The organism is Rhizobium sp. CF122 (genome assembly GCF_000282035.1).
Taxonomy (GTDB): Bacteria; Pseudomonadota; Alphaproteobacteria; order Rhizobiales; family Rhizobiaceae; genus Rhizobium.
This window is the reverse complement of sequence record NZ_AKKA01000087.1, coordinates 75,769-101,823: the sequence shown is the minus strand read 5'-3', so window position 1 is coordinate 101,823 and position 26,055 is coordinate 75,769. Positions and strand designations below refer to the sequence as shown.

The window sequence follows — 26,055 nt, the reverse complement described above, 5'->3', positions numbered from 1 at the left end:
ATATGGCGCGTTTCCATTCCCTTCAAGTCACCGACGTCAGGCGCGAGACGCGCGATGCCGTGGTCGTCACGCTCGCTCCGCAAGACGAGGACCGCGGTGCGTTCGATTTCACGCAGGGCCAGTACCTGACGTTCCGCCGCAAGTTCGACGGCGAGGAGCTGCGCCGGTCTTATTCGATCTGTGCTGGACGTGATGAAGGCGTCCTGAGGGTCGGCATCAAGCGGGTCGATGGCGGCTGCTTCTCAACCTGGGCGAATGAAGAATTGCGGATCGGTGACAGGCTGGAAGCGATGCCGCCGATGGGCGCATTCTTCACCGCGATTGAACCTGAGATCTCCAAAAGCTATCTCGGCTTTGCCGGCGGCAGCGGCATCACGCCGGTGCTGTCCATCATCAAGACGACGCTTGCGCGCGAGCCCCGCTCGCGCTTCACGCTCGTCTACGCGAACCGCCAGATCAGTTCGATCATGTTCCGCGAAGAACTGGAGGACCTGAAGAATACTTATCTTGGGCGGCTCTCCATTCTGCATGTGCTGGAAAGCGAAGCCCAGGACATCGATCTCTTCACGGGCCGTATCGACGCTGACAAATGCGCAGCACTGTTCAAGCACTGGATTGACCTCAAATCAGTCGACACCGTCTTCATCTGCGGTCCCGAACCGATGATGCTGACGATCGCAGCCGCCCTTCGCGATCGCGGCATGCGCGAGGAGCAGATCAAGTTCGAGCTCTTTGCGTCCTCGCAGCCCGGCCGCGCACGCCGAAAGAGCGAGAGTGCTGTCGCTGCCGACAGGGGAGCGGCATGCGAGGCGACAGTTACCCTCGACGGCGCGACCCGCGTCTTCAAGATGCCGAAGCAGGGACAAACACTGCTCGAGGCCGCTCTTAAGAACAGCATGGACGCGCCCTATGCCTGCAAGGCAGGTGTCTGTTCCACGTGCAGGGCCAAGGTGATTGAGGGCGAGACCGAGATGGAGGTCAATCATGCGCTGGAGGACTACGAGGTCCGCCAGGGCTACGTGTTGACCTGCCAATGTTATCCGCTGAGCGACCGCGTCGTGGTCAGCTACGACCAGTAAGGTGGCGAGATCGAGGGAGGAATGCCGATGTCAGATACGATGCCGATCGAGGAATATCTGCTCAAGGGCGGCGTGCTGACGTCGCCTGACAATGTGACCCCGCGCTATCGCGGCGAGCTTCTGCGCCTGATGGCGAGCTTCGTCGACAGCGAGCTTGCGGGTGCGGCCGGCTTTGCAGACACGATCAACGATGCGCCGGGCATCAAGGAACGCATTGCGTCCGCCAAGATCGTGCTTGAAAAGACCGACCACGCCGGCCGCGTGCTGGAGATCATGGGCAGCTTCGGTGCAGACACCGACCGCTATGCCGTGCATCATCCGTGGGGTGCCCGCCTGACGCGTGAGGCCGATATCGGTGCAGCACGCCAGGGCGGCGACATGCGCCTCTCGGTCTTCCACTATCCCTTGCAGGGATGGATCGACGCGGTTGTCATGAATATGCTGATGGGCACTGCAGGCACCATCCAGCTGCGGGAACTGACCCACGTCTCCTACCAGCCGCTTGCCGAAGTGTTCCGCGCGGTTCTGCCGCGAGAGGCGCATCACACCGAACTTGGCATCGAGGCGCTGAAGCGGATTGCTGAAAATGAAGACGGAGCGACGGCCGCGCGTGAAGCGATCGCCTACTGGCGCCCGCGCGTTGCTGCAAGCTTCGGACTCTCCGGCTCGACCCGCTACGAAACGCTGGCACGTTTCGGTCTGCGCCATACTCCCAACGAGACGCTGCTATCTGAATGGCAGGCAGCCGTCGATGCGCAGCTTGCTGCGCTCAATCTGAACTGACCGGAAGGATAAGACAATGAACGTTCTGGTAAACCCGCCGCGCCGCCTTCAAAGCTATGTCTACGGCCGCTGGGTTCCCGGCACGAAGGATGGCGCCGAACTGCTTGATGCCTCGACAGGCGTGCCGGTGGCGTTGATCGATTCCACCGGCGTCGACTTTGCGGCGTCTTTGGCGTACGGCCGCCAAAAGGCAGGCCCGGCGCTGCGACGCATGTCGTTTCACGAGCGCGCCGCCATGCTGAAAGCGCTTGGCCAGGCGCTGATGGACCGAAAGGAAGAATTCTACGCCCTTTCGTCGGCAACCGGTGCAACGAAGGCAGATAGCTGGATCGATATCGACGGCGGTATCGGCACCTTATTGTCCTACGCCTCAAAAGGCCGACGCGAGCTGCCCAATACGCGCGTGCTCGTTGATGGCGACGTGGAAGCCCTGTCGCGCGACGGTACTTTCTCGGCCCGGCACATACTGTCGCCGCTGCAGGGCGTCGCTATTCATATCAATGCCTTCAACTTCCCGGTCTGGGGCATGCTGGAGAAGCTGGCACCGACACTGCTTGCGGGGATGCCGGCGATCGTCAAGCCGGCGAGCCAGACGGCCTATCTCACCGAACTCGTCGTCCGTCGCATAGTCGAAACCGGTCTGTTGCCGGAAGGCGCCGTGCAATTGATCTGCGGCTCCGTCGGCGATCTGCTCGACCACGTCGACGGCCAGGATGCTGTCACCTTCACCGGTTCGGCCTGGACGGGCCGAAAGCTGAAGACGCATCCGGCGATCATTGAGAATTCGGTACGCTTTACCATGGAGGCCGACAGCCTCAATGCCTCGGTTCTCGGTCTCGACGCCGCCCCCGGGACGGAGGAGTTCGATCTTTTCGTCAAGGAGGTCTCCCGCGAAATGACGGCAAAGGCCGGGCAGAAGTGCACGGCCATCCGCCGTGTCATCGTACCCCGCGCCTATTGCGAGGCACTGGTTTCCGTCCTTGGCGAGCGTCTTGGCAAGACTACGCTTGGCAATGCCACCGATGAAACCGTCCGCATGGGCCCGCTTGCAAGCCTTGCCCAGCGTGACGAGGTTCGCCAGCGCATCCGCGATCTCCTCGCCGATGCCGAGATCGTCGTCGGCGATCCGGATAATCCGCGCATTGTGTCGGGTGACGCCGAGGCCGGCGCCTTCCTCAATCCGGTGCTGCTTTATTGCGACAAGCCATGGCAAGCCAAGGTGGTGCACGATGTCGAAGCCTTCGGCCCGGTCAGCACGGTCATGCCTTATGACAGTGCCGAGGAGGCGGTGGATCTTGCCCGTCGTGGCAAGGGAAGCCTGGTATCCTCGGTCTTTACCAACGACCCTGCCTTTGCCGAAGAGGTCGTTCTCGGTATGGCCCCGTTCCACGGCCGGGTGCTGATCGGCAACCGCGTGAGCGCCAAGACGTCGACCGGCCATGGCTCACCGCTACCGGGCCTGGTGCACGGTGGTCCAGGACGCGCCGGCGGTGGCGAGGAGCTCGGTGGGCTGCGCGGCGTCAAGCACTACATGCAGCGCACCGCGGTGCAAGGTTCGCCCACACTTCTGTCGGCGGTCACCGGCCGTTGGGTTTCGGATGCCGAGGTGCGCAAGGATGGTGAGCATCCCTTCCGCAAGTCGCTGGCCGAATTGCGCATCGGCGACCAGCTGGTCACCGGCACGCGCAAAGTCACGCTTGAGGATATCGAGCATTTTGCCAATTTCACCGGTGATACCTTCTACGCTCACATGGACGAGGAGGCTGCCCGTGCCAATCCGTTCTTCGATGGGCGCGTTGCCCACGGCTATCTGATCGTTTCCTTCGCTGCCGGTCTCTTCGTCGACCCAGCCCCTGGCCCGGTTCTCGCCAATTATGGGGTCGACAACCTGCGCTTCCTCACGCCAGTCAATCCGGGCGATACGCTGCAGGTGCAATTGACCTGCAAGGAGATCAACCCGCGTATCGGCGCCGAGCATGGCGAAGTGCGCTGGGATTGCCGTGTTAGCAACCAGAGTGGCGCGACGGTTGCTCAATACGACGTGCTGACGATGGTGGCCAAGACAAGGGCTTGATTAAGATGGCGCAGGTCTATTCCTATGATGGCGTCGTACCGGTGATCCACCCAACGGCTTTCGTCCATCCGGCCGCCGTAGTGATTGGTGACGTCATCATTGGATCGGCCTGCTATGTTGGCCCCTGCGCCGTATTGCGCGGCGATTTCGGGCGGATCGTCATGGAACGTGGCTCGAACGTCCAGGAGACCTGCGTCGTTCATAGCTTTCCTGATGTGGAGGTGGTGATCGGCGAAGACGGTCATATCGGCCACGGCGCCGTGCTGCACGGCTGCCGCATCGGTCGCAATGCCATGGTCGGGATGAATGCGGTCGTCATGGACGAAGCGGTGATCGGCGAAAATTCGATTGTTGCCGCCATGGCTTTCGTCAAGGCAGGTGCGGAAATCCCGGCAAACAGCCTGGCGGTCGGATCACCTGCCAGGGTCATTCGCGAACTCAGCGAAAAAGAAATCGCCTGGAAGCGCCAGGGAACGGGCGTCTATCAGCGCCTCGCGCTGGAAGCCAAGGACAAACTTCGACCCGTCGAGCCGCTCAGCGAACCAGAGGCGGATCGCCGGCGGATCCAGGCTCCCGCGTATGACCCGCTGATCTTGGAGCGGCTGAAATTCGGTGATTGAGCCAAGGCATGTCCCCCGAACAGGAAAGGGGTTCGGGACAAAGACATGCAGCCGCGGCCAGCTGGATGCTATCGGCCATTCAAGAGCGGATAGGTGAACGCGATCTTCTCGGCTGGAAAAAGCTCGCGGCCGTCGTGGATAAGGCAGCGCAACTGCTCAAGGCGCCAAGCAAGCATGTGCATTAATCTAGGACCAAAACCGGGATCGCCACGGTTAGCGAGCAGATTCGCGCGTCAGAACATAGAGGTTGCCGTCCAACGCGGAAACGACCATCCGCCGCTCGTCCCAGACAAGCACAGACACCGGGCGGGTCAGGCCCTCGAGAATAACCTTCGGTTCCCGCGTCATCTTATTGAACTTAAGCAATCTCCCACTCGCCTTGCGAAAACCTTCCTTCTGGTCGTAGGTGCCGTGCTCGAGGACAAGCATCTCTCCATCGTTGTCGAAAGCAATACTGACGGGCGCATTGAGCGCTTCGACGTCAATCTGCGGCATTGACTGATCGCCAGCCTCGGGAATCGAAACAATCTCTCCGGCACCGGTAAGGAAGGGAAAGCCGCCGAACAGCGCTATATAGAGGCGCCCGCCGTGAAGGGCGATACCGGCCGGCACCGCATCGGTTTCGTAGCTGTTGCCTTCGGTGAACTCCGTCGGCGAAAGGCTGCGGAGTGCCGTGGCCGCCTGCCCCATGCGGCGGAATGTCAGAATCGTGCTTTTGCTGCCGCCCGGCAGTAGACGTTCGACACTGTTTCGAGCGGAGTCTATCACGTAGTAGCTTCCGCTCGCCGCAATGAAGTCGAACGGATTCCAGAAATCGCTGCTGATCACGCGGACCTGACCGGCCGCGTCGAGCGCAACGAGCGCGTGGTCAAACGGCCCTTCTTTGGAGCCGACTGGCGTCCATCCCTGAGCGACGACAAGGCCATCGTGGGCGCGCACGACACGATATGGACCGGTCGGGTCGCCGATCACGTCGAGGCCATGGGGAAATACCGGGCCGAATGCGACAAGCTTGCCGTCCGCGCCGCGCCGGTAGAGCCGGCCGCTGGCGAGATCACTGACGAGCAGGCCTTCGGCGTCGCGAGATAGGCCGGCGAAGGCGGCACCAGGCGTGTTGAAGGTCTTAAGCGTGTAGCCGGGCGGCGCCGTCGGTTCCGCACCGGCGCCGGCGGCTAGCAGCAGAAAACCGGTGACGACAATCAAGGTGTAGAACGGACGCATCTGAAGCCACCGTTGGCTGAGAACCGGAATTCCGGATCATAGGCGAGCCGATAGGTCGTTGTCAGGTGGTTTGGATCGCTGTTCCAAGAGCCACCACGAAGCACGCGGTACAGCCCGGCACTCCTCACCGCGCTCCCGCCTTCATACGGCGCGTAGACGTCACGGGTCCACTCCCAGACGTTGCCGACAAGATTGAAGATGCCCTCTTTGCTTGCGCCATCAGCGAAGGACACCGCTGGTGCGGTCATCGGATACCCATCGCGCACGTCACCGGAACAACAGACATCCGCTCCCGAATTTGCCCGCGCATTGCCCGGTGGCACCTCGCCCCATGGAAACGCGCTGCCCTGAGTTCCTCGCGCCGCCCGCTCGTATTGTTGTTCCGATGGAAGAACCAACCCATAGTGACGGCAAAATGCATCGGCATCTCCCCAACTCACCCCGACGACCGGCCGGTCGTCCAATCCCAGGATTGGATGATTGGCGTAAAAGGCTGCACGATGGCCGGTCTCCTTGACGAAGAGCCCATATTGCTGGTTTGTAATCTCGGTGCGATTGATTGCAAACGCCTGCCCCTCCAGTTCGCGCCGCGGGCTTTCGTTTTCGGGGCCGTCGTCGCGGCCGAAGATGAACGTCCCGGGAGGAATCTCAATCAGCGGATTTCCAGCGATGAGGCCGCCATCGTCAGCGGTCGCAGCAAATGCAAGGATGATCACCATCACTGCCGCCCAAAGGCTAGAAGTCAACACGATCTTTGGTCTCGCCATTGAACAGAAATACGCGATCCGCCGCGACCTTGACGCCGATCTGCTGGTCGATCTGACCCGTGAAATTCTTGTCGGCACGCAAGGTCATGAGTTGACCTCCCAACCGTAGGCTCACAAGCGTGTTCTCGCCGGTGAGTTCCGCCGAATAGATCGGCGCGACCAGATTGACGTCTGCGTCACCGGCATCAGTCGGGTGGACGTCCTCCGGCCGGACGCCGAGGACAGCGCCAGAGAGGGTCGCCCGGCCGATACCGCCGACCCTGAGACCGCCGCTAACGAACACACCGTCTCTCACTTCTCCTGGAATTAGGTTCATCGGCGGCGAGCCAATAAAGCCGGCAACGAAGAGCGTGCGCGGGTCGTTATAGATCTCCCGCGGCGTCCCAAGCTGCTCGATAACGCCCTTGTTCATCACGGCCACGCGATGGGCAAGCGTCATCGCTTCGATCTGGTCATGGGTGACGTAGATCGTCGTGACCTGCAGCTCATGTTGCAGATGCTTCAGCTCGGCGCGCATCTGTGTGCGCAGCTTGGCATCGAGATTGGACAGCGGCTCGTCCATCAGAAAGACGCGTGGCGTGCGCACGATAGCGCGGGCAAGTGCCACGCGCTGGCGCTGCCCGCCGGAAAGTTCCTTCGGCAGCCGCGACAACATAGAGTCGAGTTCTACACGCCGTGCAACCTCTGCTATTCGTCGCTTGCATTCAGCGGGCGGCACTTTGCGGATCTTCAGCGGGTAGCCGATGTTGTCTTCGACGGTAAGGTGCGGATACAAAGCATATGACTGGAATACCATTGCAACGTCGCGATACTTGGGAAGGACACCGTTGACGCGGTCCTCGTTGATGTAGATGTCGCCGAACGTCGCTTCCTCGAGACCCGCGACCATCCGCATGGTCGTTGTCTTGCCGCAACCGGAAGGTCCGAGCAAAACGAGAAACTCCTTGTCCCTGATGTCGAGGTTGAAATCATTTACGGCAACGAATTCGCCGAATTTCTTGCAGACGTTCTTGAATGTGACGGACGCCATAGGTCTCAACCTTTGATGGCACCCAGGGACAATCCCCGGACGAGATGCTTCTGGACGATGAAGGCGAAGATGACGATTGGCACGCAGGCCATGAAGCCCGCCGCACTGATTTCACCCCAATAGGTGTTGTACTGCGTTACGCGCCCGGCAATGCCGATCGGCAGCGTCTGCGACTGCTCGGTGAGCGTGATGATGAGGGAAAGTAGAAACTCGTTCCACGAGATGATCAGACAGAAGATCGCGGTGGCCGCAAGCCCAGGCCGGGCAAGAGGTAACGCCACATGCAGGAATGCGCCCCACCGTGTGTCGCCGTCGACGATCGCCGCCTCCTCCAGTTCGACCGGAAGATCCTGGAAATAACTCTTCATCATCCACGTTGCGAACGGCAGATTGAAGGCAGTGTAGGCGACGATAAGAGCCGACTTGGTGTTGAGCATGTCGAAATAGTTGAAGAACAGGTAGAGCGGAATGATACTGACGATAGGCGGCATCATGCGCGTCGACAGGATCCAGAACGAAATCTGCTTCCGCCACTGCCAGGGATAGCTGAACCGTGCCAAGGCATAGCCGGCCATGGTGCCGAAGGTCACGGAAATGATCGTCGTTCCTACAGCGACGAGAAAGCTATTCAACGCGTAGCGTAGGAACGGACGCTGAATAAACGCTTCGCTATAGTGTTTTAGGGTGGGGTTGCGCGGTAGCCACTCCGGCGGCACCGCGAATATGTCGATATCATATTTAAACGAGTTGGTCGCGATCCAATAGATCGGAAAAAGTGTGACGACCAGCGCGACAACGATCGTCAGATAGGCCAGCAGGCGAATGAGCACCTCTGTGGTCCGACTGCGCGCGTGTATGGTTTTGGGCAGTGTCATGGTCATTCCGCCAACCGCATGCGTTTCATGAACCAGGTGCTTAAGACGATCGTCACAAACAGCACGAAAAGCGACATCGCCGCCGCGTAGCCTGGATCGGCGAAGCGGTAGGCGACTTGATAGATATAAAGGCTCAAGACCTTGGTCCGGTCAGCCGGCCCTCCTCCCGTCAGTATGAAGACCAGATCGAAAAGACGCAGTGCATCCATGACACGCAGAAGGAGCGCAATGGCGATAACCGGCTTGAGGAACGGCAGCGTCAGGTCCCGGAACTGCTGCCAGGACGAGGCTCCGTCGAGCGCGGCGGCCTCGTAGGGCTCGACCGGCAAGCTGGCCAACCCCGCCAACATTAGAAGGAATATGAAGGGTGTCCATTGCCAGACATCAGCGACGATGATCGAGAACATCGCAAGATTCACGTCGCCCGCCCATGCCTGCAATGGCAGACCGAGGCGGAACATGATTTCGTTCAGGACGCCGAACTGAGGTTCATAGATGAGCTTCCATGTGATCGCGACCGCGATCGGCGGCAGCATCATGGGGATCATCAGGACTGTCTTCAGAAAGGTCAACTTGCGAATGAATTTATCGAGGAGCAGCGCCAGGCCGAGACCGAGGATGAATTCCGCCGTCACCGCCGCGACCGTAAATACGGTGGTGTTCCAGAGCGCGACGTGAAATTGCGTGTCGGAAAAAAGCCGCGCGAAATTACCGGCACCGACGAACGTCCAGGGCAGATCGGGATTCGGGCTGATTTTGTGAACCGCCGCATAGAACATGTAGACGCTGGGAAAGATCGTCAGGCCGAGGAGTATGAGAACTGTCGGCGCAGGCATGAGGAAGCGCAAATGCCGCTCTACCCATCGCTCCAAACCGCCACCCGTTGGAAGCGGCGCGGCCACAGTTCCGCTCTCCGACGTCAACATTGACCTCTCCCGTAAAGCCCTGCCCCGACACGCCTGAATTCTCGGGTTTCAAGCTCATCGGACGCGATTGCCGGCGCAGCAAGGGAGCGGCGTCCGAAAACCCCGCTCCGAATAGCTGTTGCCTAGTAAAGGTTGGTAATCCGTGAGACCGCCTCCTGCGAGTTCTTCAGAGCCTCTTCCGGCGTGATCGTACCTGCGACCGCCTTGGAAAGCTCGATGCCGAAGGCGTTCTCGATCTCTGGCCACTTCGGGTGACGCGGACGGGGAGTCGAGGCCTGGATCGCCTCCATCAACACCGGATAGTGCCGGAACTTCTCCTGCGAGGTCAGTTCCGGGTCGGTGAAGACCGAGGTCCGGACAGGCGGATTGCCCCGTAGGGCCGAAATCTTGATCTGTTCAGGCGAGGTCGCCCACATCATGAAGTCGAAAGCTTCCTGCTTATTCTTGGAGGCCGACATGATGCCCATGGTCCAGTGGCCGATTTCCGAGCTGCCCGGTTTCGTTCCAGCAGGAATGGGACTGTAGGAGATTTTGCCGACCATCTTCGATTGGGTCGGATCTTCAAAGGTCGCCACCCAGTTCGGCCAGTTGATCGATGAAGCAGCAGTACCGGCGGCTAGCGCCGTGCCAACCTCGTTGGCATTGTAGCTCTCCACTCCCTTCGGCGAGACATCGCGTAGCGCCATGAATGTCTTCATGGCAGCGGCCCCTTCAGACGTGTCGATCGTTACCTTGGTTCGGTCGGCGCTGAACATATCCGCACCATAGGACCAGAAGATCGGCATGAAATCGGCAACCACCGGATTTCCCTGGCCGCCTCGGAAGACGTAACCGAAATAACGGCCACCTCCGCTTTCTGTCAGCTTCGTGCTCGCCTTCAACACGTCATCCCAAGTCTTTGGAGCATCTACGCCAGCTTCCTTGTACTTGGCAGCATCATAGAAAAACATCTGCGCATTTCCCACGTAGGGTAGACATACATAGGGCCCCGTATTGTAGGGATTGCGGCAGACCGCCAGCGACTTCGAAAGGAAATCACTGTCAGGCCCCTCCATTCCGGCCTTCTTGAAGTAGGCGGTCAGATCTTCCAGATGTCCATTCTCGGCGAAAAACGGAATCCACGGATCGTCCATCAGGATAATGTCGAAGACACCGGACTTGGTCGCGCCGGCATTGGCGCCCTGCTCGAACACGTTGGCATAGGGCGCCTGGACGGCCTCCACCTTCGTGCCCTTCAACTTTCCATAGTCTTCGGCAGCGGCCCTGAGACCGTCGCCCTCGCTGCCCGATGGCACGAGGATCGTGATGTCAGCCCATGCGGCTCCGTTGATCGCCAGCGCGGAAGTCGCAATAGCCAAGGTGAGAAACAATCTGCGAAGCATTGTACACCTCCCATTCCGAGATGTTATCCCGAGGCCTCTTTATCGGGGATTCAGTCTTTCCAGCATGGCGGAAACGCTACCTCGACACACAGGCGAACCACTCTGCGAAAAGTCGAAACGTCGCCCGGCATCTCATCCTCGAGCGAGTTGCAAATTTTATCACATCGGGAGCTATATTTAGAGTGTCTGTATTAGCATTTTCTGTATTTTTGCCCTGGTGGCCATCGCAGTTCTGGGGTCAGTTTTCCGACCTCCGAAGCTTTCTGATGAAGGGGTTGCGGCAACAATCGCCGTTGCGCTTTGCAGCCCGTCCGAGGATCGAGACGTCGCATCCTCGCAAGCTCAAGCGTTCGAGCGAAAGCTTGAGCTTTGCGTTCGTCTTTGGACGTACCCTGCGATGCTTTCCTTTCTCTTTGTGATTTCTGACATATATTAGAAATCATGCGCGTTCCGCAGGTCGTAGCGCTGAACTTAAAGCGTTGGCGGTGGCTGCCGCCAATCCTGATCTTGTTGTTCTCGCTGCTATCAACTCTGGGCATCTTCACGCTATCGGCGTCGTCGCAATCCAACCGCGCTGCGGTCGTCCTGAAGGTGAACGGCGCCATCGGGCCCGCAACAGCAGATTATGTGATACGAGGCCTTCAGCGTGCTGGCGAACATGGAGCGGGCTTGATCATCCTGCAGATGGACACACCCGGCGGCCTTGACACCTCCATGCGGAAAATCATTCGCGCGATCCTTGCCTCGCCCGTGCCTGTCGCGGGCTTCGTCGCACCGAGCGGGGCACGGGCTGCCAGCGCCGGCACCTATATTCTCTACGCAAGCCACATTGCGGCGATGGCGCCAGGCACCAACTTAGGAGCAGCGACACCGATCGCGCTCGGCGCAAACCCTTTTGGCGGCGATACGAAACCCGAACAAGAACCGAGCAAGCAAAATGACAAGCAGGCCGAGGCTCCAGGCAGCGCCAGCGACAAAAAACTCGTTAACGACGCGGTGGCGTACATTCGCGGGCTTGCGGAATTGCGCAATCGCAATGCCGAATGGGCAGAGCGGGCTGTGCGGGAAGCCGCAAGCCTTTCATCGACTGCTGCCGCGCGCGAACATGTCATTGATTTCACGGCAGTTGATGTCAACGATCTCCTTGCGCAGACACAGGCGCGCATGGTGCGGGTCGGTCAAACGGATGTCCGCCTCGATACCGCCGGTTTAGCCGTGCAGGAATTCGAGCCGGACTGGCGCACACGCCTGCTTTCCGTGATTACCGATCCGAACATCGCGATCATCCTGATGATGGTCGGTATCTATGGCCTGATCTTCGAATTTCTTGCCCCCGGGACAATGCTTCCCGGCACGATCGGCGGCATCTGCCTCCTTCTTGGTCTCTATGCCTTGGCATTGCTCCCGGTGAGTTTTGCCGGCATTGGGCTTATTTTCCTCGGCGTCGGATTGACAGTGGCTGAGATACATTCGCCAAGCTTCGGCGCCTTGGGCGTCGGTGGCGGGGTAGCCGTGATCCTGGGCGCAACCATTCTGTTTGATACGGATATGCCAGGCCTGGAGGTTTCGCGCCCGGTACTGGGCGCAATCGCTCTTGCATGCCTCGCTTTCAGCCTTCTCGTTGCTCGCCTCGCATTTACCTCGCGGTGGCGCGAAGTCGCTACTGGTGCGGAGCAGATGATCGGGATTTCGGGCCAGGTTGAGAGCTGGGGTGGGGCCACGGGTTACGTCATCGCGCATGGCGAGCGCTGGAAAGCGATTTCCACCGAGACGCTTACCGCTGGCGACGCCGTCAGCGTGATCGCCCGCAACGGGCTGACTCTCGAGGTCGAGAGGCGCCCCAACGAGACTTAGCGGCCTTCAGAAAGCAGGAGGAGACGTCATGGGTATGTTTGTAAATCTCGCCTTTTATCTCGTGGCGATCCTTATCTTGCTCATCATCGTCGCATCCGCGGTCAAGATCCTGCGGGAATACGAACGCGGCGTCGTTTTCACGCTTGGCCGCTTTACCGGCGTCAAGGGACCCGGCTTGATATTCCTCATCCCCTACGTCCAGCAGATGATACGGGTCGACTTGCGCACGCGAGTACTCGATGTCCCCAGTCAGGACGTTATTTCTCATGACAATGTCTCGGTCCGCGTCAGCGCAGTGATTTACTTCCGGGTCATCGATCCCGAGAAGTCGACGATTCAGGTCGAGGACTTCATGATGGCGACAAGCCAGCTTGCCCAGACGACATTACGCTCGGTACTCGGCAAGCACGACCTCGATGAAATGCTGGCGGAACGTGACAGGCTCAACTCCGACATTCAGGAAATCCTTGACGCTCAGACGGATGCTTGGGGCATCAAAGTCGCCACTGTCGAGATCAAACATGTCGACATCAACGAATCGATGATCCGCGCGATTGCCCGCCAAGCGGAAGCCGAGCGCGAGCGCCGCGCAAAGGTCATCAATGCCGAGGGTGAACAGCAGGCAGCCGCAAAGCTCCTCGAAGCGGCCGAAATACTCGCCAGGCAGCCGGAGGCTATGCAACTACGCTATTTAAGCACTTTGAACATCATCGCCAGCGAAAAGAGCTCAACGATCTTGTTTCCCTTTCCGATGGAGCTCGGTAATCTACTGCCCGTCAAGCCGAAATAATCAACCGTTTAGGTTTGGCCCCGTCGGTGATCACCCTCTGCGGTTTTGGCGATATCGCGTGCCCTGTCTCGCGCACCTTCATGGATTGATCGTGGAACCTTCCGTGCCGGCTCTGTGCCGCTGGTAGAAAGCGTCTTGCCTGCAGGGCAGTGATAAACGTCGTTCTGTCGATCCCCCCGTGAAGTCCTTGCGCGAGAATGTGCCATCCGTTCTGCCCGACCTATCAAAGACCGGAATGTGCGGGTCGATGCCTTGTTCGTGCACCAGCCAACCAAGCATCTCCGCCGAGCGTCTATCACCGCACCGGATTCGGCAGTCCAGCCGAATAAAATCTCGATTGCGAGAAGTGACGCTTCATGGTTGCTGCGGGGCGCGTCAGCCGCGATCAACTCGGCCGTACAGTCCCCAAGCACAATGCAGCGGTAGTCGCGGTTGCTTGCCGAATGGACCTCTCAAACGTCCGAGTTCTGATCATCGAACAAGATCATCGCTGGCCGATAAGGACCCCGCCTCCGCCAAGTGAATTCGCCGCCAATCAGAGATCGGCGCGCGCACGGCTCGGTGTGACGCGATAGCAACAGCCGTCGGGAAATCCAGTTGCGCAAGCGCATGCTAATACAGCAACAAATTGTGCGCTGGCTCACTTCGTATGAATACTGACCTGACTGTGCCAATTCCTGCGCTCCGCCGCCCAAGACGATCCGGTGTGACGCTCCGTGCATTTGCGCATCCGAGCCACATAGGCAGCGACGCGCTTTTGATGTTTTCGCGACTTGGTTTGGGGGCGGATGGGCATGTGTGGATTTTGTTTCGAAGCACCTTGTTCCTTTGACGGCTTTTCCAACGGACAACACCAGCGGCGCAAGCCGCTCGTGTTCGGTCTTGTGTCATCGAGTTGGCGGCCGCCGTGGCTTTTTGCCTTGCCTATGGTCGCATCGCTTGGACTGTCGGCGCAGGCCGCCGCGCAGGAGGTGTTCGCCACCACCAACGAGCCGGCGACATGGATCGGCGGTACGGGAACAAATCAGTGGAACAATCAAAACAACTGGGACATCAAGGCTACGCCGCTCCTGGTTGCGAACTTCACAAACCTGGCTACGGTGAGCAACAGAACGGTCCGCGACCAAAATAACCAGTCCATTGGCAGGCTCAATTTTACCGCCCTAGGCTATGTCCTGAGCTTGGAGAACAACAGTACCTTTACCGTCAACGGCGCGGGGTTCGTGATCGACACTCCGGCCAACAGACCGACCGTCAATGTAGGCCTCGTTGGCGGCGGCACGATCAAGTTCACGAGCGCCTCCACTGGAGACGTGGCGAAATTCGTGATCGCGTCAAACGGTACGCTCGACATGTCGGGACGTTCGACGACAACCGGGATGACAACGGGTGCTATCGACAACGCCGGCAGCATCATTGTTGCAAACAGCGACGACAGCAGCGTTGGCAACGAGCTCACTGTCTTCGGTCCCTATAACGGCACCGGGGGTTCCATTTACCTGAGAACGGATCTGGGAGACGATAGCTCGCCGTCCGACAAGCTCGTAATCGATGGCAGTACGATCACGATCGATGGTCCAGCCCAAGCAATGGGCAACACATTTCTGCACATTATCTCTGGCCCGAACAGCCCCGGCGCCTACACGGCGGCGGACGGTATCCTGGTGGTTGACGCGACCAACGGCGGCACGACAACGGAGGGTGCCTTTACGCTCGCCGGCGAGGTGCGCGGCGGATTCATCGACTACCGTCTCTTCCGCGGCGGCCTCAACGACAGCGACGCCGATGACTGGTTCCTCCGTTCGGATTTTAACGGCGACAACGGCAACGGTGGCAATGGGCCGATCACACCGCCGGACGAACTGCCGCCAGAAGCACTGCCGGAAGACTTGCCGGCGACACTGCCGCCAGGGGTTTATCCAATCATCGGACCGGAGATTGCGACTTACGGTACGGTACAGCCGACTGCCCGGCAGCTTGGACTAGCCACGCTCGGGACCTTGCATGAGCGTATTGGTGACACGCTTGCGACAGGGAATCCGGAAAGCAGCGGCGGGAACCGGGCCAGTTCCGCTTGGGGCCGCGCCTTCGGTGAGCAGATTAACGACCGCTATCGCGCCTTCGCCGATCCGCGCACCGACGGCTATTTGGGCGGCCTTCAGAGCGGCATCGACCTGCTGCGCGGGGAATGGCTGCCCGGCCATCGCGACGTCGCCGGCATCTACTTCGCCTTCGCCAATGCCAATGTCGACGTGACCGGCCTCGTCACCAACGAGACTGCAACGAACTATACGCTACGCAAGACCGGCAGCGTTAATCTCAATGGTTGGTCGGGCGGCGCCTATTGGACACACCACGGCCCGACCGGCTGGTATCTCGATGCAGTGTTGCAGGCAACAGTCTACGAAGGCTCGGCGTCGACGAACTTCGCCAGTCTGTCGCCCAATGGTACCGGCTTCGCCTCCTCGCTGGAAGCGGGCTATCCCATTCCTATACCGGGACTCGGTCCCGGCTTCGTGCTGGAGCCGCAGGCGCAAATTATCTGGCAACATGTCTCGTTCGACGACGACAATGACGGCTTGGGCGATGTCGCGCTCGGTTCAACATCGGGAGCGAGCGGACGGCTCGGTCTGCGCGGCCGCTGGACCATCGTCAGCGATGATGGTCAGGTTTGGCAGCCTTATGTGCGCGCCAACTTGTGGCGCGATTGGGGCGCACAGCCGACCACGACGTTTTCGGGCGTCGATCGGGTTCCGTTGCTGGAACAGGCAACGCGAGTTGATCTGAGCGCCGGGGTGACCACCAAAATCAACGCCGGGCTGAGCTTTTATGCCCAGGCTGGGTATCAGTTCGCGGTTGAGGACACCGATGGCCACGAGCGCGATGGCGTTCGAGGCGATTTCGGGCTGCGCTATACGTGGTAAGGGTAGGGCCATCTCACCGGAGAAGCGCAGGATGGCGCCGGCCAGCTCCGGCCTTCGCTCAGCAATACGAGACTAAAACGCAACAAGTGAATCTGAAATTCGGCGATTAAGCTTAGCGCTCAGCGCACCGCCTTGACGCCCTCGAGGATCAGGGTGGTGGCGATGTCGGCATATTCGTCGCGACTGACGGGACCGCCCGGGCGGAACCACATATAGACCCAGTTCATCATCCCGAAGAGCGACATTGTCACGGGCATCAGCAGCGGCTTGCTCGCATTGAGATCCGGATTGATCTCGATGATTGTGTTGGAAAAGCGCTTGACGATCCGGCGCTCGATTGCCCGCAGTTCGTCAAGCTGCTCAGTTGAGAGCGCGCTCGTGCCGTTCAGCTGCACTTTATGCTCGTTGTCCGCGTCGCGATAATTTTCCAGCACCTGCCGCACCAGCAGCCGAAGTCTCTCCTGAGGCGTCGCCTCAGGTTCGTCTGCGGCGGCGACGGCGGCTTCCAGTTCCTCGAGATGGTTGCGAATGATGTCGAAAATCAACGCGTCCTTGCTCGGGTAGTAATGGTAGAGCAGGGCTTTGGAAACGTTGCTGCGCGAGGCAATGTGAGCCATGGAGGCTTTCTCCATCCCCATCTCGGCAAAGACGGCGGCGGCGCTGCTCAAGAGGCTGCGTTGTTTCTCTTCAAAGTCGATCGCGCGCGTTCGTGCCATGTTGTCCTGCGTTCCTGTTCTTCCTCCGCGCCCTCCACGCGACGAGCTCGTGACAGCTCTTGTTGGGTGCTTACCGGAATGGTCATCACGCCGGGAAGCCGTCATCCTTATTCCTTCGGTCTGTTGTCGACGACCCGTTTCGCCTTGCCCTCGGACCGTGCGACTCCACCCGGGTCGCGAATCTCGATCTTTGTGGTAACACCAACGACGCTCTTGATGTAGTGGGCAAGGGATTTTGCCGAGGAAGCACGTGCAATTTCGTCGGCAGCCTCCGGCGTACACTCGACATGAACCGTCATCTCGTCCATGCGGCCGGTGCGGCTGAGCTCGATCTGGAAATGCGGGGCAAGCCCCTGACACTTCAGGATCTGCTCTTCGATCTGCGTCGGGAAGACGTTGACGCCGCGAAGGATCATCATGTCGTCCGATCGACCGGTGATCTTTTCGATGCGCCGCATGGAGCGCGCCGTGCCAGGCAGGAGCCGCGTCAGGTCGCGGGTGCGATAACGAATGATCGGCAAGCCTTCCTTGGTCAGCGTCGTGAAGACGAGTTCGCCCATTTCGCCATCGGGCAGAACGTTGCCCGTCGCCGGGTCAACGATCTCCGGATAGAAGTGATCTTCCCAGATGTGCAGACCATCCTTGGTCTCGACGCACTCACTGGCAACGCCGGGCCCCATGACTTCCGAAAGACCGTAAATATCGACCGCATGCATGTCGAACGACTGCTCGATCTCCTGGCGCATGGCGTTTGTCCAAGGCTCGGCGCCAAAGATGCCAACGGCCAGCGAGCTTTCGCGCGGATCGATCCCTTGGCGGCGGAATTCGTCGAGGATGGAGAGCATATAGGAGGGCGTCACCATGATGATGCGTGGCTTGAAGTCCTGCATCAGCGTGACCTGCCGCTCGGTCATGCCACCGGACATCGGCACGACAGTACAGCCAAGCCGCTCGGCGCCGTAGTGGGCACCCAGGCCGCCGGTGAAGAGCCCATAGCCGTAAGCGACATGAACCATATCGCCGCGGCGGCCGCCGGCGGCGCGAATGGAGCGTGCCACCACATCCGCCCAGATATCGATATCCTTCTGCGTATAGCCGACGACGGTCGGCTTGCCGGTGGTGCCGGATGAACCATGAATGCGGGTCAGCTTTTCGCGTGGGACGGCAAACATTCCGAACGGATAGGTATCGCGGAGGTCCTTCTTGGTCGTGAAGGGGAACTTTGCCAGATCGGCCAGCGATTTCAGATCCGACGGATGGACGCCTGCCTCGTCAAATCGCGCACGGTAGAAGGGTGAGTTCTCGTAGGCGTGGCTCAGCGACCATTTCATCCGGTCAAGCTGAAGTGCTGCAATCTCGTCACGCGATGCTGTTTCTATCGCGTCGAGATCCCCAGGGCGGGGTGATAGGTCTTCCATGTCTGTCTCCTCCGAGATGAATGACCGGCGGCTTTACGCCCTTTCCGGCAAAAGCGTGCCCTTGACGGTGCGCGAGTGGCCGCGGAACTCGGCAATGTGCTCGCCGTTCTGATTGGTCACGTTGATATCGTAAATGCCGCCACGACCGCGCCGCGAGACCTCCCGCGCGATTGCCGTCAGGCAGTCGCCGGCAAAGGCCGGTGCGATATAGGTGACCGAACAGTGCTGTGCGACGGCCCGGTGATTGTAGGTGTTGCAAGCAAAGGCGAATGCGGAATCGGCCAGCGTGAAGATGTATCCGCCGTGGCAGGTCCCGTGGCCGTTGGTCATCTCAGGCTTGATGACCATCGATATCACCGCCATCCCGGGCGCCACGCGTTCCATCGCCATGCCGAGGTGACGCGTCGCATTATCCTCGCGCCACATTGCGTCGGCGCAGGCATCGGCAAGCCCCTGCGCTGTCAGAACGAGCCTATCCGTCATTGTCCCTTGAACTCCGGCTTGCGCTTTTCCAGGAAGGCTAAGACGCCTTCGGCGTAGTCCGCGCTACGTCCAGCCTCGCGCTGCAGATCGCGTTCAAGCTCCAGTTGCTCGTCCAGCGAATTGGTCGCCGCAGCCTGGATGGCGCGCTTGGTCATGCCAAGGCCCTTTGTCGGTCCGGCTGCGAGTCTGGTGGCAAGAGTATTGGCTTCATCAAGAAGCTCAGCATCGTCGACCGCCTTCCAGATCAGGCCCCAGCTTGCCGCTGTTTCCGCATCGAGCGGTTCGGCGGTCAATGCCAGCGCCTTGGCGCGCGCCTCACCAAGCAGGCGTGGCAGGCTCCAGGTGCCGCCGGAATCGGGTACCAGACCGATCTTGGCGAAGGCCTGAATGAAACGCGCCGAGCGCGCAGCCAATGTGATGTCGCAAGCAAGCGCGATATTGGCGCCGGCACCTGCGGCAACGCCGTTCACGGCGCAGATGACCGGCTTTTCGAGTGTCCTGATCAAACGGATCAGGGGGTTGTAGAAAAGCTCGATCGTGCGTCCAAGGTCGGGGGCCGCCCCACCATTGCGCGGATCGCGATCGCCGAGATCCTGCCCGGCACAAAAAGCCCGACCGGCGCCAGTCAGAAGCACAGCCCGCACGGATGCATCCTGATGCGCGCGTTCGAAGCCGGCGCGCAGCGCCAGATGCATCTCTTCGTTGAAGGCATTGAGCTTGTCGGGGCGGTTGAGGGCCAAAGTAAGGACGCCACCTGCAAACGCCGATAGGACGGTGTCGGATTCGGACATGTTTCCTCCAGTTCCGCCAGGATCGGGCGGTGCATGAAAAAACTCTTGCATAAACCGACCGGCCGGTCAATTATAAATCACAGCATGAAAGGAACATGTGATGGATGCCCTTTTTGACCGCCACCAGCCGACACTTACCGCAGCCCTAAAGGCTGCGCAGGAACGCGGCTATTGGTCGGCCTACCCGGAAATCCCGAGTGGCAAGATCTATGGCGAAACCGCCAAGGACGATGGTCTGGCATCCTACAACGCCCGGCTTGGCAAGCCCTTCGACATGTCCGGTCATCCCGTAACGGCACAGGTCGGTGCGGAAGTTTCGCCGTTCGGCCCGACGCTCGATATCACCTATCCGGCTGCCGATGCCGGCACCCTGATTGCCGCCTCGCAGTCTGCAGCACCGGGATGGGCCACCGCCTCTGTGAAGACACGTGTCGGCATCTGCCTTGAAATTCTCGCCCGCCTCAATCGGCGCAGCTTCGAAATGGCCAACGCCGTCATGCATACGACGGGACAGGCCTTTGCCATGGCGTTTCAGGCTGGTGGACCGCATGCGCAAGATCGCGGCCTTGAGGCTGTTGCCTATGCCTACGCAGAGATGACCCGCACCCCGACACAGGCCCTGTGGACCAAGCCGCAAGGCAAAGGCGAGCCGATTGTACTGGAAAAGCATTGGCGGATCGCACCGCGCGGCGTCTCACTGGTGATCGGCTGCCAGACCTTTCCGACCTGGAATAGCTATCCGGGCCTGTTTGCCAGCCTTGCGACCGGCAACACAGTCATCGTCAAACCGCATCCGGGCGCAATCCTGCCCTTGGCGATCACGGTTGCAGTCATTCGCGAAGTGCTTGTTGAGGAGGGATTTGACGCCAATATCGCACTCCTTGCGGCCGATGCGCCAGGAGCCGAAATCACCGGCGATCTCGTAAAGAGCGATGCGGTGTCGATTATCGACTACACTGGCTCGAACAGCTTTGGCGAATGGGTGCGCAAGCATGCTGGCGAGGCGCAGGTCTATACCGAAGAGGCCGGCGTCAATTCGATCGTCATCGCCGCCACCGGCGACTTTGTCGGCATGTGCGCCAACATCGCCTTTTCCCTGTCCCTTTACAGCGGCCAGATGTGTACCGCGCCACAGAACATCTACGTCGCCAAGACCGGCATCCAGACGAATGAGGGTCACAAGAGTTTTGACGAGGTGGCAGCGGGCATTGCCGCGGCGATCGACGATCTGCTTGCCGATCCGGCGCGTGCCGCCGGCGTCTGTGGAGCGATCGCCAACCCTGCGACCGTTCAGCGTGTCGAAGCCGCACGCAGCCTTGGAAAAATCATTCGCGACTCTGCCCGGATCGGGTCAGGTGATGCGCGCACCGCGACCCCCCTCATCCTTGCCGTCGATGGCAACGAAACGAATGCGCATGCGCAAGAGCTCTTCGGTCCGATCGTCTTCATCGTCGCCGTAGCCGATGCGACCGACGGTATTGCGCAGGCGACCTCGCTTGCCCGTCGCAAGGGTGCAATTACCGCAGGGCTTTACGACACCGACGACAGCCGTATCCACGTGGCTGTCGATGCCTTTGCCGCCGCTGGCGTCAACCTCTCGGTCAACCTCACCGGCAGCATCTACGTGAACCAGAGCGCCGCCTTCAGCGATTTCCACGTCACCGGCGCCAACCCGGCCGGCAATGCCAGCCTGACCGATGCGGCCTTCGTGGCCAACCGATTCCGCACCGTCATGTGGCGCCGCCCGAAGGCGGCGTGACGGGCTTTGATTTAACCTTTGTTCTCTTGGGAGGAGACTGACATGAAATTTGCGATAACGACCGCGCTGGCGGGCACGCTGGCGTTTGCCCTCGGTCTGGCCGGCCCCGCCCTTGCCGATATCCGTATCGGCGCAACCATCTCGGAAACCGGTCCCGCCTCGTTCCTCGGCGATCCGGAAGCAAAGACGCTGAAGCTTCTGATCGACGAGATCAATGCCGCCGGCGGCGTTCTTGGCGAGAAACTCGAACTCGTCATCTACGACGATGGTGGCGACCCGAACAAGGCACGCACCTTCGCAACGCGACTGGTCGAGGACGACGAAGTAACTGCCGTGATCGGCGGCACCACCACCGGCACCTCGATGGCGATCATTCCGGTCGTCGAAGATGCCGAGATCCCCTTCATCTCGCTTGCCGGCGCAATCGAAATTGTCGACCCGGTGAAGCCCTATACCTTCAAGACACCGCACACCGATCGCATGGCATGCGCAAAGATCTTCGATGACATGAAAAAGAAGGGCTTCACGAAGATCGGCATGATTTCCGGTTCCGACGGCTTTGGCGCCTCGATGCACAAGCAGTGCATGGCAATCATCGGCGAGTACGGCATTGAGGTGGTTGCTGACGAAACCTATGGACCGAGCGATGCGGACATGACCCCGCAGCTTACCAACATCAAGAACACGGCTGGCGTCCAGGCGATCCTCAACCCGGGCTTTGGCCAGGGGCCGGCGATCGTCACGCGAAACTACGCACAGCTCGCCGTCGGACTGCCGCTCTATCAGTCGCACGGCGTTGCCTCGAACGGCTTCATCGATCTTGCCGGTGCAAGTGCTGCCGAAGGTATTCGGCTGCCGGGCACGGCTCTTTTGGTGGCCGACCTGTTGCCCGAAAATGATCCGCAGCGCGCCGTCGTTGCTGCCTACAAGAAGAGCTACGAAGCAGCGACCGGCAAGCCGGTATCGACCTTCGGGGGCTATGCCCATGATGCACTGCGGATTCTGGTCGACGCGATCAACCGCGCCGGCAAGGCCGATCCGGCGGCTATCCGCGAAGCCATCGAAGGGACGAAGGGCGTCGTCGGAACGACCGGCACAGTCACCATGGCAAAAGACGACCACCTCGGCCTCGATCTCACCGCCTTCCGTATGCTCGAGATCCGAGACGGCGGTTGGAAGATCGTCGACTGACGCGCAAAACCGCTTCCGTCGGGAGGGACCAGCTCTCCCGACCTTGTGCAGCGCAAACGGAGGGACCCATGGCCGAGTTCATGCAATTTTTGCTGTCCGGGGTGACGGTCGGCGCGGTCTACGCGCTGGTCGCGCTCGGCTTCACCATCATCTACAACGCATCCGATGTCGTGAATTTCGCTCAGGGCGAGTTCGTCATGCTTGGCGGCATGATCACCGTCTTTTCCTATCAGGCGGCCATTCCTCTGCCCCTGGCGGCGATCCTCGCAATCCTCGTCACAGCGGCAATCGGGATCGCGCTCAACAAGCTCGCCATCGAGCCTGCGCGAGGGGCTCCCGTCGTGTCCCTGATCATCATCACGATCGGCGCCTCGATCTTCATCCGCGGGCTGACGCAGATCACCTTCGACAAGCAACTGCATCGCTTTCCCGCCTTTTCAGGTGATACGCCGATCGCGATCGCCGGAGCGACCATTTTGCCGCAAAGCCTGTGGGTCGTTGCTGGCGCGTTGGCAGTCTTCATTGGCCTTTGGCTGTTTTTTACCAAAACGCTGACCGGGCGCGCGGTGCTGGCGACTGCCAACAATCGCATCGCCGCGCAGCTGGTCGGCATCAACACCCGCTACATTATGACGCTGAGCTTCGCGCTTTCGGCGGCGATCGGCGCGCTGGCGGGGGTTCTCGTGACGCCGATCACGCTGACCAGCTATGACGTCGGCATCTCGCTCGCGTTGAAGGGATTTGCCGCCGCCATGCTGGGCGGCATGGGCAATCCCAAGGGAGCGCTGGTGGGCGGCCTTCTGCTCGGCATGCTCGAAGCAATGACGGCCGGCTACATCAGCTCACAGTACAAGGACGCTGCCGCCTTCATCGTCATCCTCGCCGTCCTCTTCGCCATGCCGCAGGGCATTTTTGGCCGCAAAGTCACGGATCGGGTATGACGATGAAACTCTCCTCGAAAGCCACCACCTTACTGGTGCTTGCGCTCCTCGTCATTGCGCTGCCCTTCCTGTTTCCCTCGTCCTACTATTTCCGCGTCGGCTCGCTGATCTTTGTCAACGGACTTGCGGTCACGGGCCTCGTCATCCTCACCGGATATGCCGGCCAGATCAGCCTCGGCCATGCCGGCTTCGTCGGCATCGGCGGCTATAGCTGCGCGCTTGCGCCGCTCCATCTCGGCCTACATCCCGCTCTGGCCGCTATCCTTGGCGCCGTGCTCTGCGCCCTCGTCGCCTGGCTGGTCGGCCGACCGATCCTGAGGCTCAAGGGATATTATCTCGCTGTCGCAAGCCTGGGGCTTGGAGCGCTGGTCGCCATGGTACTTGCCAACGAGGCCGCCTGGACCGGCGGGCCCGACGGCATCGCTGTCGCAGATCTCGGACTTCGGGCGCTGCTGAAATCGCTCGGCCTCGACATGTCGAACCCCGTCTTCTGGTACGCATTTACCGGGCTCATCATGCTGATCGGCGCCTGGCTTGCACTCAACCTCTTTCACAGCCCCACCGGGCGGGCGCTGCGCGCGCTGCACGGCTCGGAGATCGCGGCTCGGACCGTGGGCGTCGATGTCGCCAACTACAAGCTGCGGGCATTCGTGATCTCCGCCGTCTACGCGTCGGTCGCAGGATCGCTACTGGCTCTGCAGAACAAGTTCATCACGCCCGACGTGGCCGGCTACATGCACTCGATCGAACTGGTGACCATGGCGGTTCTGGGCGGTGCGGGTTCGGTCGCCGGCGCGATCCTCGGCGCGGCGATCCTGACGACGTTGCCGCAGGTTCTGACCGTGTTCCAGGAATACGAACAGCTGGTGCTCGGCCTTATCATGATGCTTGTCATGATCTTCATGCGCGACGGCCTGCTGCCGAGCCTTGCGCGCCTGATCAGAGGGAGGGGAGAATGAGCCTGCTTCAAGTCGAGAGCCTAGGGATCGACTTTGGCGGTCTGCGTGCCGTCAACGATGTGAGCTTTTCCCTGAAGGCGGGCGAAATCGTTTCGGTGATCGGGCCGAATGGCGCCGGTAAGACGACGCTCTTCAACATGATCTCAGGCGTCTACCTGCCCGGGCGCGGGCGAATATTGCTCGCCGGGGAAGAGGTCACCGGCCTCGGCCCGCATCTTTTGGCCGAGCGCGGTCTGTCGCGCACCTTTCAGAACCTGCAGATATTCCAGACGATGACCGTCCTCGAAAATGTCACCGTGGGCCATCACCTGCATGAGCGGGGATCCGTCCTGGCCGATCTTTTGGCTCTACCGGCGTCGCGCCGCCGAAGCCGTACTTCGGAGGCTGGCGCCTACACATTACTGGAACGGGTGGGCCTTGCCCAGGCGGCGGAAAGAACTGCCGGTTCGCTGTCTTATGGTGCGCTGAAGCGCCTGGAAATCGCCCGCGCGCTCGCCTTGCGGCCGCGTGTCCTGCTTCTCGATGAACCTGCCGCAGGCTGCAATGCCGTTGAGACAGAGGAGATCGATCACCTGATCGCCGAGATCGCCGCTGCGGGCGTTTCCATTCTGCTGGTGGAGCACGACATGAAGATGGTCATGCGAATATCGAACCATATCGTGGTCCTCGATCACGGCGAAAAGATCGCCGAGGGAGAACCGTCGACCGTGGCGCGCAATCCGCGGGTCGTCGAAGCCTATCTCGGTGCACAGGGTGTGGAGGCGGCCAATGTTGACTGTTGAGGGACTCCGCTCTCGTTACGGCCGCATCGAGGTGCTGCACGGCATCGACCTTGAGGTGGGCTCCGGTGAAATCGTCACGGTGGTGGGCGCGAACGGGGCTGGCAAGACGACGCTCCTGCGATGCCTATCCGGCATACAGCCGGTTTCAGCCGGCACCATCGTGTTTCGTGGCGAGGCCCTGAACGCCGTTCCGGCTTACCGTCGCGCAGCACGCGGTCTCTCGCAATCGCCGGAGGGCAGGCAGATCTTCACAAATCTTTCTGTCGAGGAAAACCTGCGTCTGGGCGCTTTCCTCTATTCGGATGACAAGGTCGAACGGGACATGGAGGACGCATTCGCCATGTTCCCGATCCTGCGCGAGAAGCGCAATCTGGCGGCCGGCGGCCTCTCTGGCGGTCAGCAGCAGATGCTTGCCATCACCCGCGCCCTTATGGCCCGTCCCTCCTGCCTGCTGCTTGACGAGCCGAGCATGGGGCTGGCTCCGATCCTCGTCGCGCAGATCTTCGAGGTGGTGAAGGGCTTACGCGCGCTCAATGTCACCGTGCTGCTGGTCGAACAGAACGCCTTCGGCGCACTCTCCATCGCCGACCGTGGCTACGTGATGGAGACCGGCCGTATTACAATGTCGGGACCAGCGCCGGAGCTGATTGCCGACGAACGTATTCGCGAAGCCTACCTGGGACTATGACA

General features: G+C 60.4%; 23 protein-coding genes and 1 pseudogene. 13 read left to right on the top strand and 11 right to left on the bottom strand.

Going from position 1 to position 26,055, the window contains the following annotated elements; all coding sequences use genetic code 11:
* The first annotated feature begins 2 nt into the window (after nucleotides 1-2).
* Genes paaE through PMI09_RS22770 form a run of 4 tightly spaced genes read left to right on the top strand, consistent with a single transcriptional unit; the run spans nucleotide 3 to nucleotide 4,556 of the window.
* Nucleotides 3-1,079 (top strand): 1,2-phenylacetyl-CoA epoxidase subunit PaaE, encoded by a 1,077-nt coding sequence (paaE, locus tag PMI09_RS22785; protein ID WP_007799988.1) that lies wholly within the window; start codon nucleotides 3-5, stop codon nucleotides 1,077-1,079.
* A gap of 27 nt (nucleotides 1,080-1,106) precedes the next feature.
* Complete coding sequence (locus PMI09_RS22780) at nucleotides 1,107-1,862, top strand: Phenylacetic acid catabolic protein (RefSeq protein ID WP_007799986.1); 756 nt, start codon at nucleotides 1,107-1,109, stop codon at nucleotides 1,860-1,862.
* A 16-nt stretch (nucleotides 1,863-1,878) separates the two neighbouring features.
* Nucleotides 1,879-3,936, top strand: coding sequence for a phenylacetic acid degradation bifunctional protein PaaZ (gene paaZ, locus PMI09_RS22775; RefSeq protein ID WP_007799983.1), 2,058 nt, complete (start codon nucleotides 1,879-1,881; stop codon nucleotides 3,934-3,936).
* Between the two features lie 5 nt (nucleotides 3,937-3,941).
* Nucleotides 3,942-4,556 carry a transferase hexapeptide repeat family protein gene (locus tag PMI09_RS22770; protein WP_007799981.1) on the top strand — a complete coding sequence of 205 codons (615 nt, stop codon included), beginning with the start codon at nucleotides 3,942-3,944 and terminating at the stop codon, nucleotides 4,554-4,556.
* Nucleotides 4,557-4,769: 213 nt separating this feature from the next.
* Here PMI09_RS22770 and PMI09_RS22765 read toward each other — a convergent pair whose 3' ends face one another.
* From PMI09_RS22765 to PMI09_RS22740, 6 genes are all read right to left on the bottom strand, one after another.
* Entirely contained in the window at nucleotides 4,770-5,777 is a 1,008-nt protein-coding gene (locus PMI09_RS22765; protein WP_007799976.1) for a ScyD/ScyE family protein, read from the bottom strand.
* Nucleotides 5,756-6,496, bottom strand: a complete 741-nt coding sequence (locus tag PMI09_RS22760) for a formylglycine-generating enzyme family protein (protein ID WP_007799974.1) — start codon at nucleotides 6,494-6,496, stop codon at nucleotides 5,756-5,758. The genes PMI09_RS22765 and PMI09_RS22760 overlap by 22 nt, the downstream gene beginning before the upstream one ends.
* Before the next feature lie 16 nt (nucleotides 6,497-6,512).
* Entirely contained in the window at nucleotides 6,513-7,574 is a 1,062-nt protein-coding gene (locus PMI09_RS22755) for an ABC transporter ATP-binding protein (protein ID WP_007799972.1), read from the bottom strand.
* A 5-nt stretch (nucleotides 7,575-7,579) separates the two neighbouring features.
* Nucleotides 7,580-8,455 (bottom strand): ABC transporter permease subunit, encoded by an 876-nt coding sequence (locus tag PMI09_RS22750; protein ID WP_037083828.1) that lies wholly within the window; start codon nucleotides 8,453-8,455, stop codon nucleotides 7,580-7,582.
* Nucleotides 8,452-9,375 (bottom strand): carbohydrate ABC transporter permease, encoded by a 924-nt coding sequence (locus tag PMI09_RS22745; RefSeq protein ID WP_007799968.1) that lies wholly within the window; start codon nucleotides 9,373-9,375, stop codon nucleotides 8,452-8,454. The genes PMI09_RS22750 and PMI09_RS22745 overlap by 4 nt, the downstream gene beginning before the upstream one ends.
* A gap of 122 nt (nucleotides 9,376-9,497) precedes the next feature.
* Nucleotides 9,498-10,757, bottom strand: coding sequence for an ABC transporter substrate-binding protein (locus PMI09_RS22740; RefSeq protein ID WP_007799966.1), 1,260 nt, complete (start codon nucleotides 10,755-10,757; stop codon nucleotides 9,498-9,500).
* A 441-nt stretch (nucleotides 10,758-11,198) separates the two neighbouring features.
* Here PMI09_RS22740 and PMI09_RS22735 point away from each other — a divergent pair, with 441 nt between their 5' ends.
* Together PMI09_RS22735 and PMI09_RS22730 are read left to right on the top strand one after the other, a co-directional pair.
* Nucleotides 11,199-12,611: an NfeD family protein gene (locus PMI09_RS22735; protein WP_007799964.1), complete on the top strand. Its 1,413-nt coding sequence runs from the start codon at nucleotides 11,199-11,201 to the stop codon at nucleotides 12,609-12,611.
* Between the two features lie 28 nt (nucleotides 12,612-12,639).
* Complete coding sequence (locus PMI09_RS22730; RefSeq protein ID WP_007799962.1) at nucleotides 12,640-13,401, top strand: slipin family protein; 762 nt, start codon at nucleotides 12,640-12,642, stop codon at nucleotides 13,399-13,401.
* A 32-nt stretch (nucleotides 13,402-13,433) separates the two neighbouring features.
* On the opposite strand, the pseudogene PMI09_RS32865 reads toward PMI09_RS22730, so the two are convergent.
* Nucleotides 13,434-13,689: pseudogene (locus tag PMI09_RS32865) on the bottom strand (IS5/IS1182 family transposase); the annotation flags it as partial.
* A gap of 638 nt (nucleotides 13,690-14,327) precedes the next feature.
* Between PMI09_RS32865 and PMI09_RS22725 the strand changes: the two are divergent.
* Nucleotides 14,328-16,325 (top strand): autotransporter family protein, encoded by a 1,998-nt coding sequence (locus tag PMI09_RS22725; protein ID WP_244423810.1) that lies wholly within the window; start codon nucleotides 14,328-14,330, stop codon nucleotides 16,323-16,325.
* Between the two features lie 119 nt (nucleotides 16,326-16,444).
* On the opposite strand, the gene PMI09_RS22720 is transcribed toward PMI09_RS22725, so the two are convergent.
* The 4 genes from PMI09_RS22720 to paaG all read right to left on the bottom strand — a co-directional run bounded on the left by PMI09_RS22720 (nucleotide 16,445) and on the right by paaG (nucleotide 19,733).
* On the bottom strand, nucleotides 16,445-17,041 hold the full coding sequence (locus PMI09_RS22720; RefSeq protein WP_007799957.1) for a TetR/AcrR family transcriptional regulator: 597 nt from the start codon (nucleotides 17,039-17,041) through the stop codon (nucleotides 16,445-16,447).
* Nucleotides 17,042-17,148: 107 nt separating this feature from the next.
* Nucleotides 17,149-18,459 (bottom strand): phenylacetate--CoA ligase PaaK, encoded by a 1,311-nt coding sequence (gene paaK, locus PMI09_RS22715; RefSeq protein WP_007799954.1) that lies wholly within the window; start codon nucleotides 18,457-18,459, stop codon nucleotides 17,149-17,151.
* Between the two features lie 33 nt (nucleotides 18,460-18,492).
* Nucleotides 18,493-18,942 carry a hydroxyphenylacetyl-CoA thioesterase PaaI gene (gene paaI / locus PMI09_RS22710; protein WP_007799953.1) on the bottom strand — a complete coding sequence of 150 codons (450 nt, stop codon included), beginning with the start codon at nucleotides 18,940-18,942 and terminating at the stop codon, nucleotides 18,493-18,495.
* On the bottom strand, nucleotides 18,939-19,733 hold the full coding sequence (gene paaG / locus PMI09_RS22705) for a 2-(1,2-epoxy-1,2-dihydrophenyl)acetyl-CoA isomerase PaaG (RefSeq protein ID WP_007799952.1): 795 nt from the start codon (nucleotides 19,731-19,733) through the stop codon (nucleotides 18,939-18,941). Before paaG ends, paaI begins: the two co-directional genes overlap by 4 nt.
* A gap of 100 nt (nucleotides 19,734-19,833) precedes the next feature.
* Here paaG and paaN point away from each other — a divergent pair, with 100 nt between their 5' ends.
* The 6 genes from paaN to PMI09_RS22675 all read left to right on the top strand — a co-directional run bounded on the left by paaN (nucleotide 19,834) and on the right by PMI09_RS22675 (nucleotide 26,053).
* Nucleotides 19,834-21,492: a phenylacetic acid degradation protein PaaN gene (gene paaN / locus PMI09_RS22700; RefSeq protein WP_007799950.1), complete on the top strand. Its 1,659-nt coding sequence runs from the start codon at nucleotides 19,834-19,836 to the stop codon at nucleotides 21,490-21,492.
* 42 nt (nucleotides 21,493-21,534) lie between these two features.
* The gene (locus PMI09_RS22695) at nucleotides 21,535-22,683 is read left to right on the top strand and encodes an ABC transporter substrate-binding protein (protein ID WP_007799947.1); all 1,149 of its coding nucleotides are present in this window, start codon (nucleotides 21,535-21,537) and stop codon (nucleotides 22,681-22,683) included.
* 68 nt (nucleotides 22,684-22,751) lie between these two features.
* Nucleotides 22,752-23,624 (top strand): branched-chain amino acid ABC transporter permease, encoded by an 873-nt coding sequence (locus PMI09_RS22690; RefSeq protein WP_007799945.1) that lies wholly within the window; start codon nucleotides 22,752-22,754, stop codon nucleotides 23,622-23,624.
* A 2-nt stretch (nucleotides 23,625-23,626) separates the two neighbouring features.
* The gene (locus PMI09_RS22685; RefSeq protein ID WP_193385418.1) at nucleotides 23,627-24,583 is read left to right on the top strand and encodes a branched-chain amino acid ABC transporter permease; all 957 of its coding nucleotides are present in this window, start codon (nucleotides 23,627-23,629) and stop codon (nucleotides 24,581-24,583) included.
* Nucleotides 24,580-25,365: an ABC transporter ATP-binding protein gene (locus PMI09_RS22680; protein WP_007799941.1), complete on the top strand. Its 786-nt coding sequence runs from the start codon at nucleotides 24,580-24,582 to the stop codon at nucleotides 25,363-25,365. Before PMI09_RS22685 ends, PMI09_RS22680 begins: the two co-directional genes overlap by 4 nt.
* Nucleotides 25,352-26,053, top strand: a complete 702-nt coding sequence (locus PMI09_RS22675) for an ABC transporter ATP-binding protein (RefSeq protein ID WP_007799939.1) — start codon at nucleotides 25,352-25,354, stop codon at nucleotides 26,051-26,053. The genes PMI09_RS22680 and PMI09_RS22675 overlap by 14 nt, the downstream gene beginning before the upstream one ends.
* The last annotated feature ends 2 nt before the right edge of the window (nucleotides 26,054-26,055 follow it).

What these genes read in the sequence shown, in the direction of transcription:
- paaE (WP_007799988.1), top strand. Translation starts at nt 3, where the DNA reads ATGGCGCGTTTCCATTCCCTTCAAGTCACCGACGTCAGGCGCGAGACG.
- PMI09_RS22780 (WP_007799986.1), top strand. Translation starts at nt 1,107, where the DNA reads ATGTCAGATACGATGCCGATCGAGGAATATCTGCTCAAGGGCGGCGTG.
- paaZ (WP_007799983.1), top strand. Translation starts at nt 1,879, where the DNA reads ATGAACGTTCTGGTAAACCCGCCGCGCCGCCTTCAAAGCTATGTCTAC.
- PMI09_RS22770 (WP_007799981.1), top strand. Translation starts at nt 3,942, where the DNA reads ATGGCGCAGGTCTATTCCTATGATGGCGTCGTACCGGTGATCCACCCA.
- PMI09_RS22765 (WP_007799976.1), bottom strand. Translation starts at nt 5,777, where the DNA reads ATGCGTCCGTTCTACACCTTGATTGTCGTCACCGGTTTTCTGCTGCTA.
- PMI09_RS22760 (WP_007799974.1), bottom strand. Translation starts at nt 6,496, where the DNA reads ATGGTGATCATCCTTGCATTTGCTGCGACCGCTGACGATGGCGGCCTC.
- PMI09_RS22755 (WP_007799972.1), bottom strand. Translation starts at nt 7,574, where the DNA reads ATGGCGTCCGTCACATTCAAGAACGTCTGCAAGAAATTCGGCGAATTC.
- PMI09_RS22750 (WP_037083828.1), bottom strand. Translation starts at nt 8,455, where the DNA reads ATGACCATGACACTGCCCAAAACCATACACGCGCGCAGTCGGACCACA.
- PMI09_RS22745 (WP_007799968.1), bottom strand. Translation starts at nt 9,375, where the DNA reads ATGTTGACGTCGGAGAGCGGAACTGTGGCCGCGCCGCTTCCAACGGGT.
- PMI09_RS22740 (WP_007799966.1), bottom strand. Translation starts at nt 10,757, where the DNA reads ATGCTTCGCAGATTGTTTCTCACCTTGGCTATTGCGACTTCCGCGCTG.
- PMI09_RS22735 (WP_007799964.1), top strand. Translation starts at nt 11,199, where the DNA reads ATGCGCGTTCCGCAGGTCGTAGCGCTGAACTTAAAGCGTTGGCGGTGG.
- PMI09_RS22730 (WP_007799962.1), top strand. Translation starts at nt 12,640, where the DNA reads ATGGGTATGTTTGTAAATCTCGCCTTTTATCTCGTGGCGATCCTTATC.
- PMI09_RS22725 (WP_244423810.1), top strand. Translation starts at nt 14,328, where the DNA reads ATGGTCGCATCGCTTGGACTGTCGGCGCAGGCCGCCGCGCAGGAGGTG.
- PMI09_RS22720 (WP_007799957.1), bottom strand. Translation starts at nt 17,041, where the DNA reads ATGGCACGAACGCGCGCGATCGACTTTGAAGAGAAACAACGCAGCCTC.
- paaK (WP_007799954.1), bottom strand. Translation starts at nt 18,459, where the DNA reads ATGGAAGACCTATCACCCCGCCCTGGGGATCTCGACGCGATAGAAACA.
- paaI (WP_007799953.1), bottom strand. Translation starts at nt 18,942, where the DNA reads ATGACGGATAGGCTCGTTCTGACAGCGCAGGGGCTTGCCGATGCCTGC.
- paaG (WP_007799952.1), bottom strand. Translation starts at nt 19,733, where the DNA reads ATGTCCGAATCCGACACCGTCCTATCGGCGTTTGCAGGTGGCGTCCTT.
- paaN (WP_007799950.1), top strand. Translation starts at nt 19,834, where the DNA reads ATGGATGCCCTTTTTGACCGCCACCAGCCGACACTTACCGCAGCCCTA.
- PMI09_RS22695 (WP_007799947.1), top strand. Translation starts at nt 21,535, where the DNA reads ATGAAATTTGCGATAACGACCGCGCTGGCGGGCACGCTGGCGTTTGCC.
- PMI09_RS22690 (WP_007799945.1), top strand. Translation starts at nt 22,752, where the DNA reads ATGGCCGAGTTCATGCAATTTTTGCTGTCCGGGGTGACGGTCGGCGCG.
- PMI09_RS22685 (WP_193385418.1), top strand. Translation starts at nt 23,627, where the DNA reads ATGAAACTCTCCTCGAAAGCCACCACCTTACTGGTGCTTGCGCTCCTC.
- PMI09_RS22680 (WP_007799941.1), top strand. Translation starts at nt 24,580, where the DNA reads ATGAGCCTGCTTCAAGTCGAGAGCCTAGGGATCGACTTTGGCGGTCTG.
- PMI09_RS22675 (WP_007799939.1), top strand. Translation starts at nt 25,352, where the DNA reads ATGTTGACTGTTGAGGGACTCCGCTCTCGTTACGGCCGCATCGAGGTG.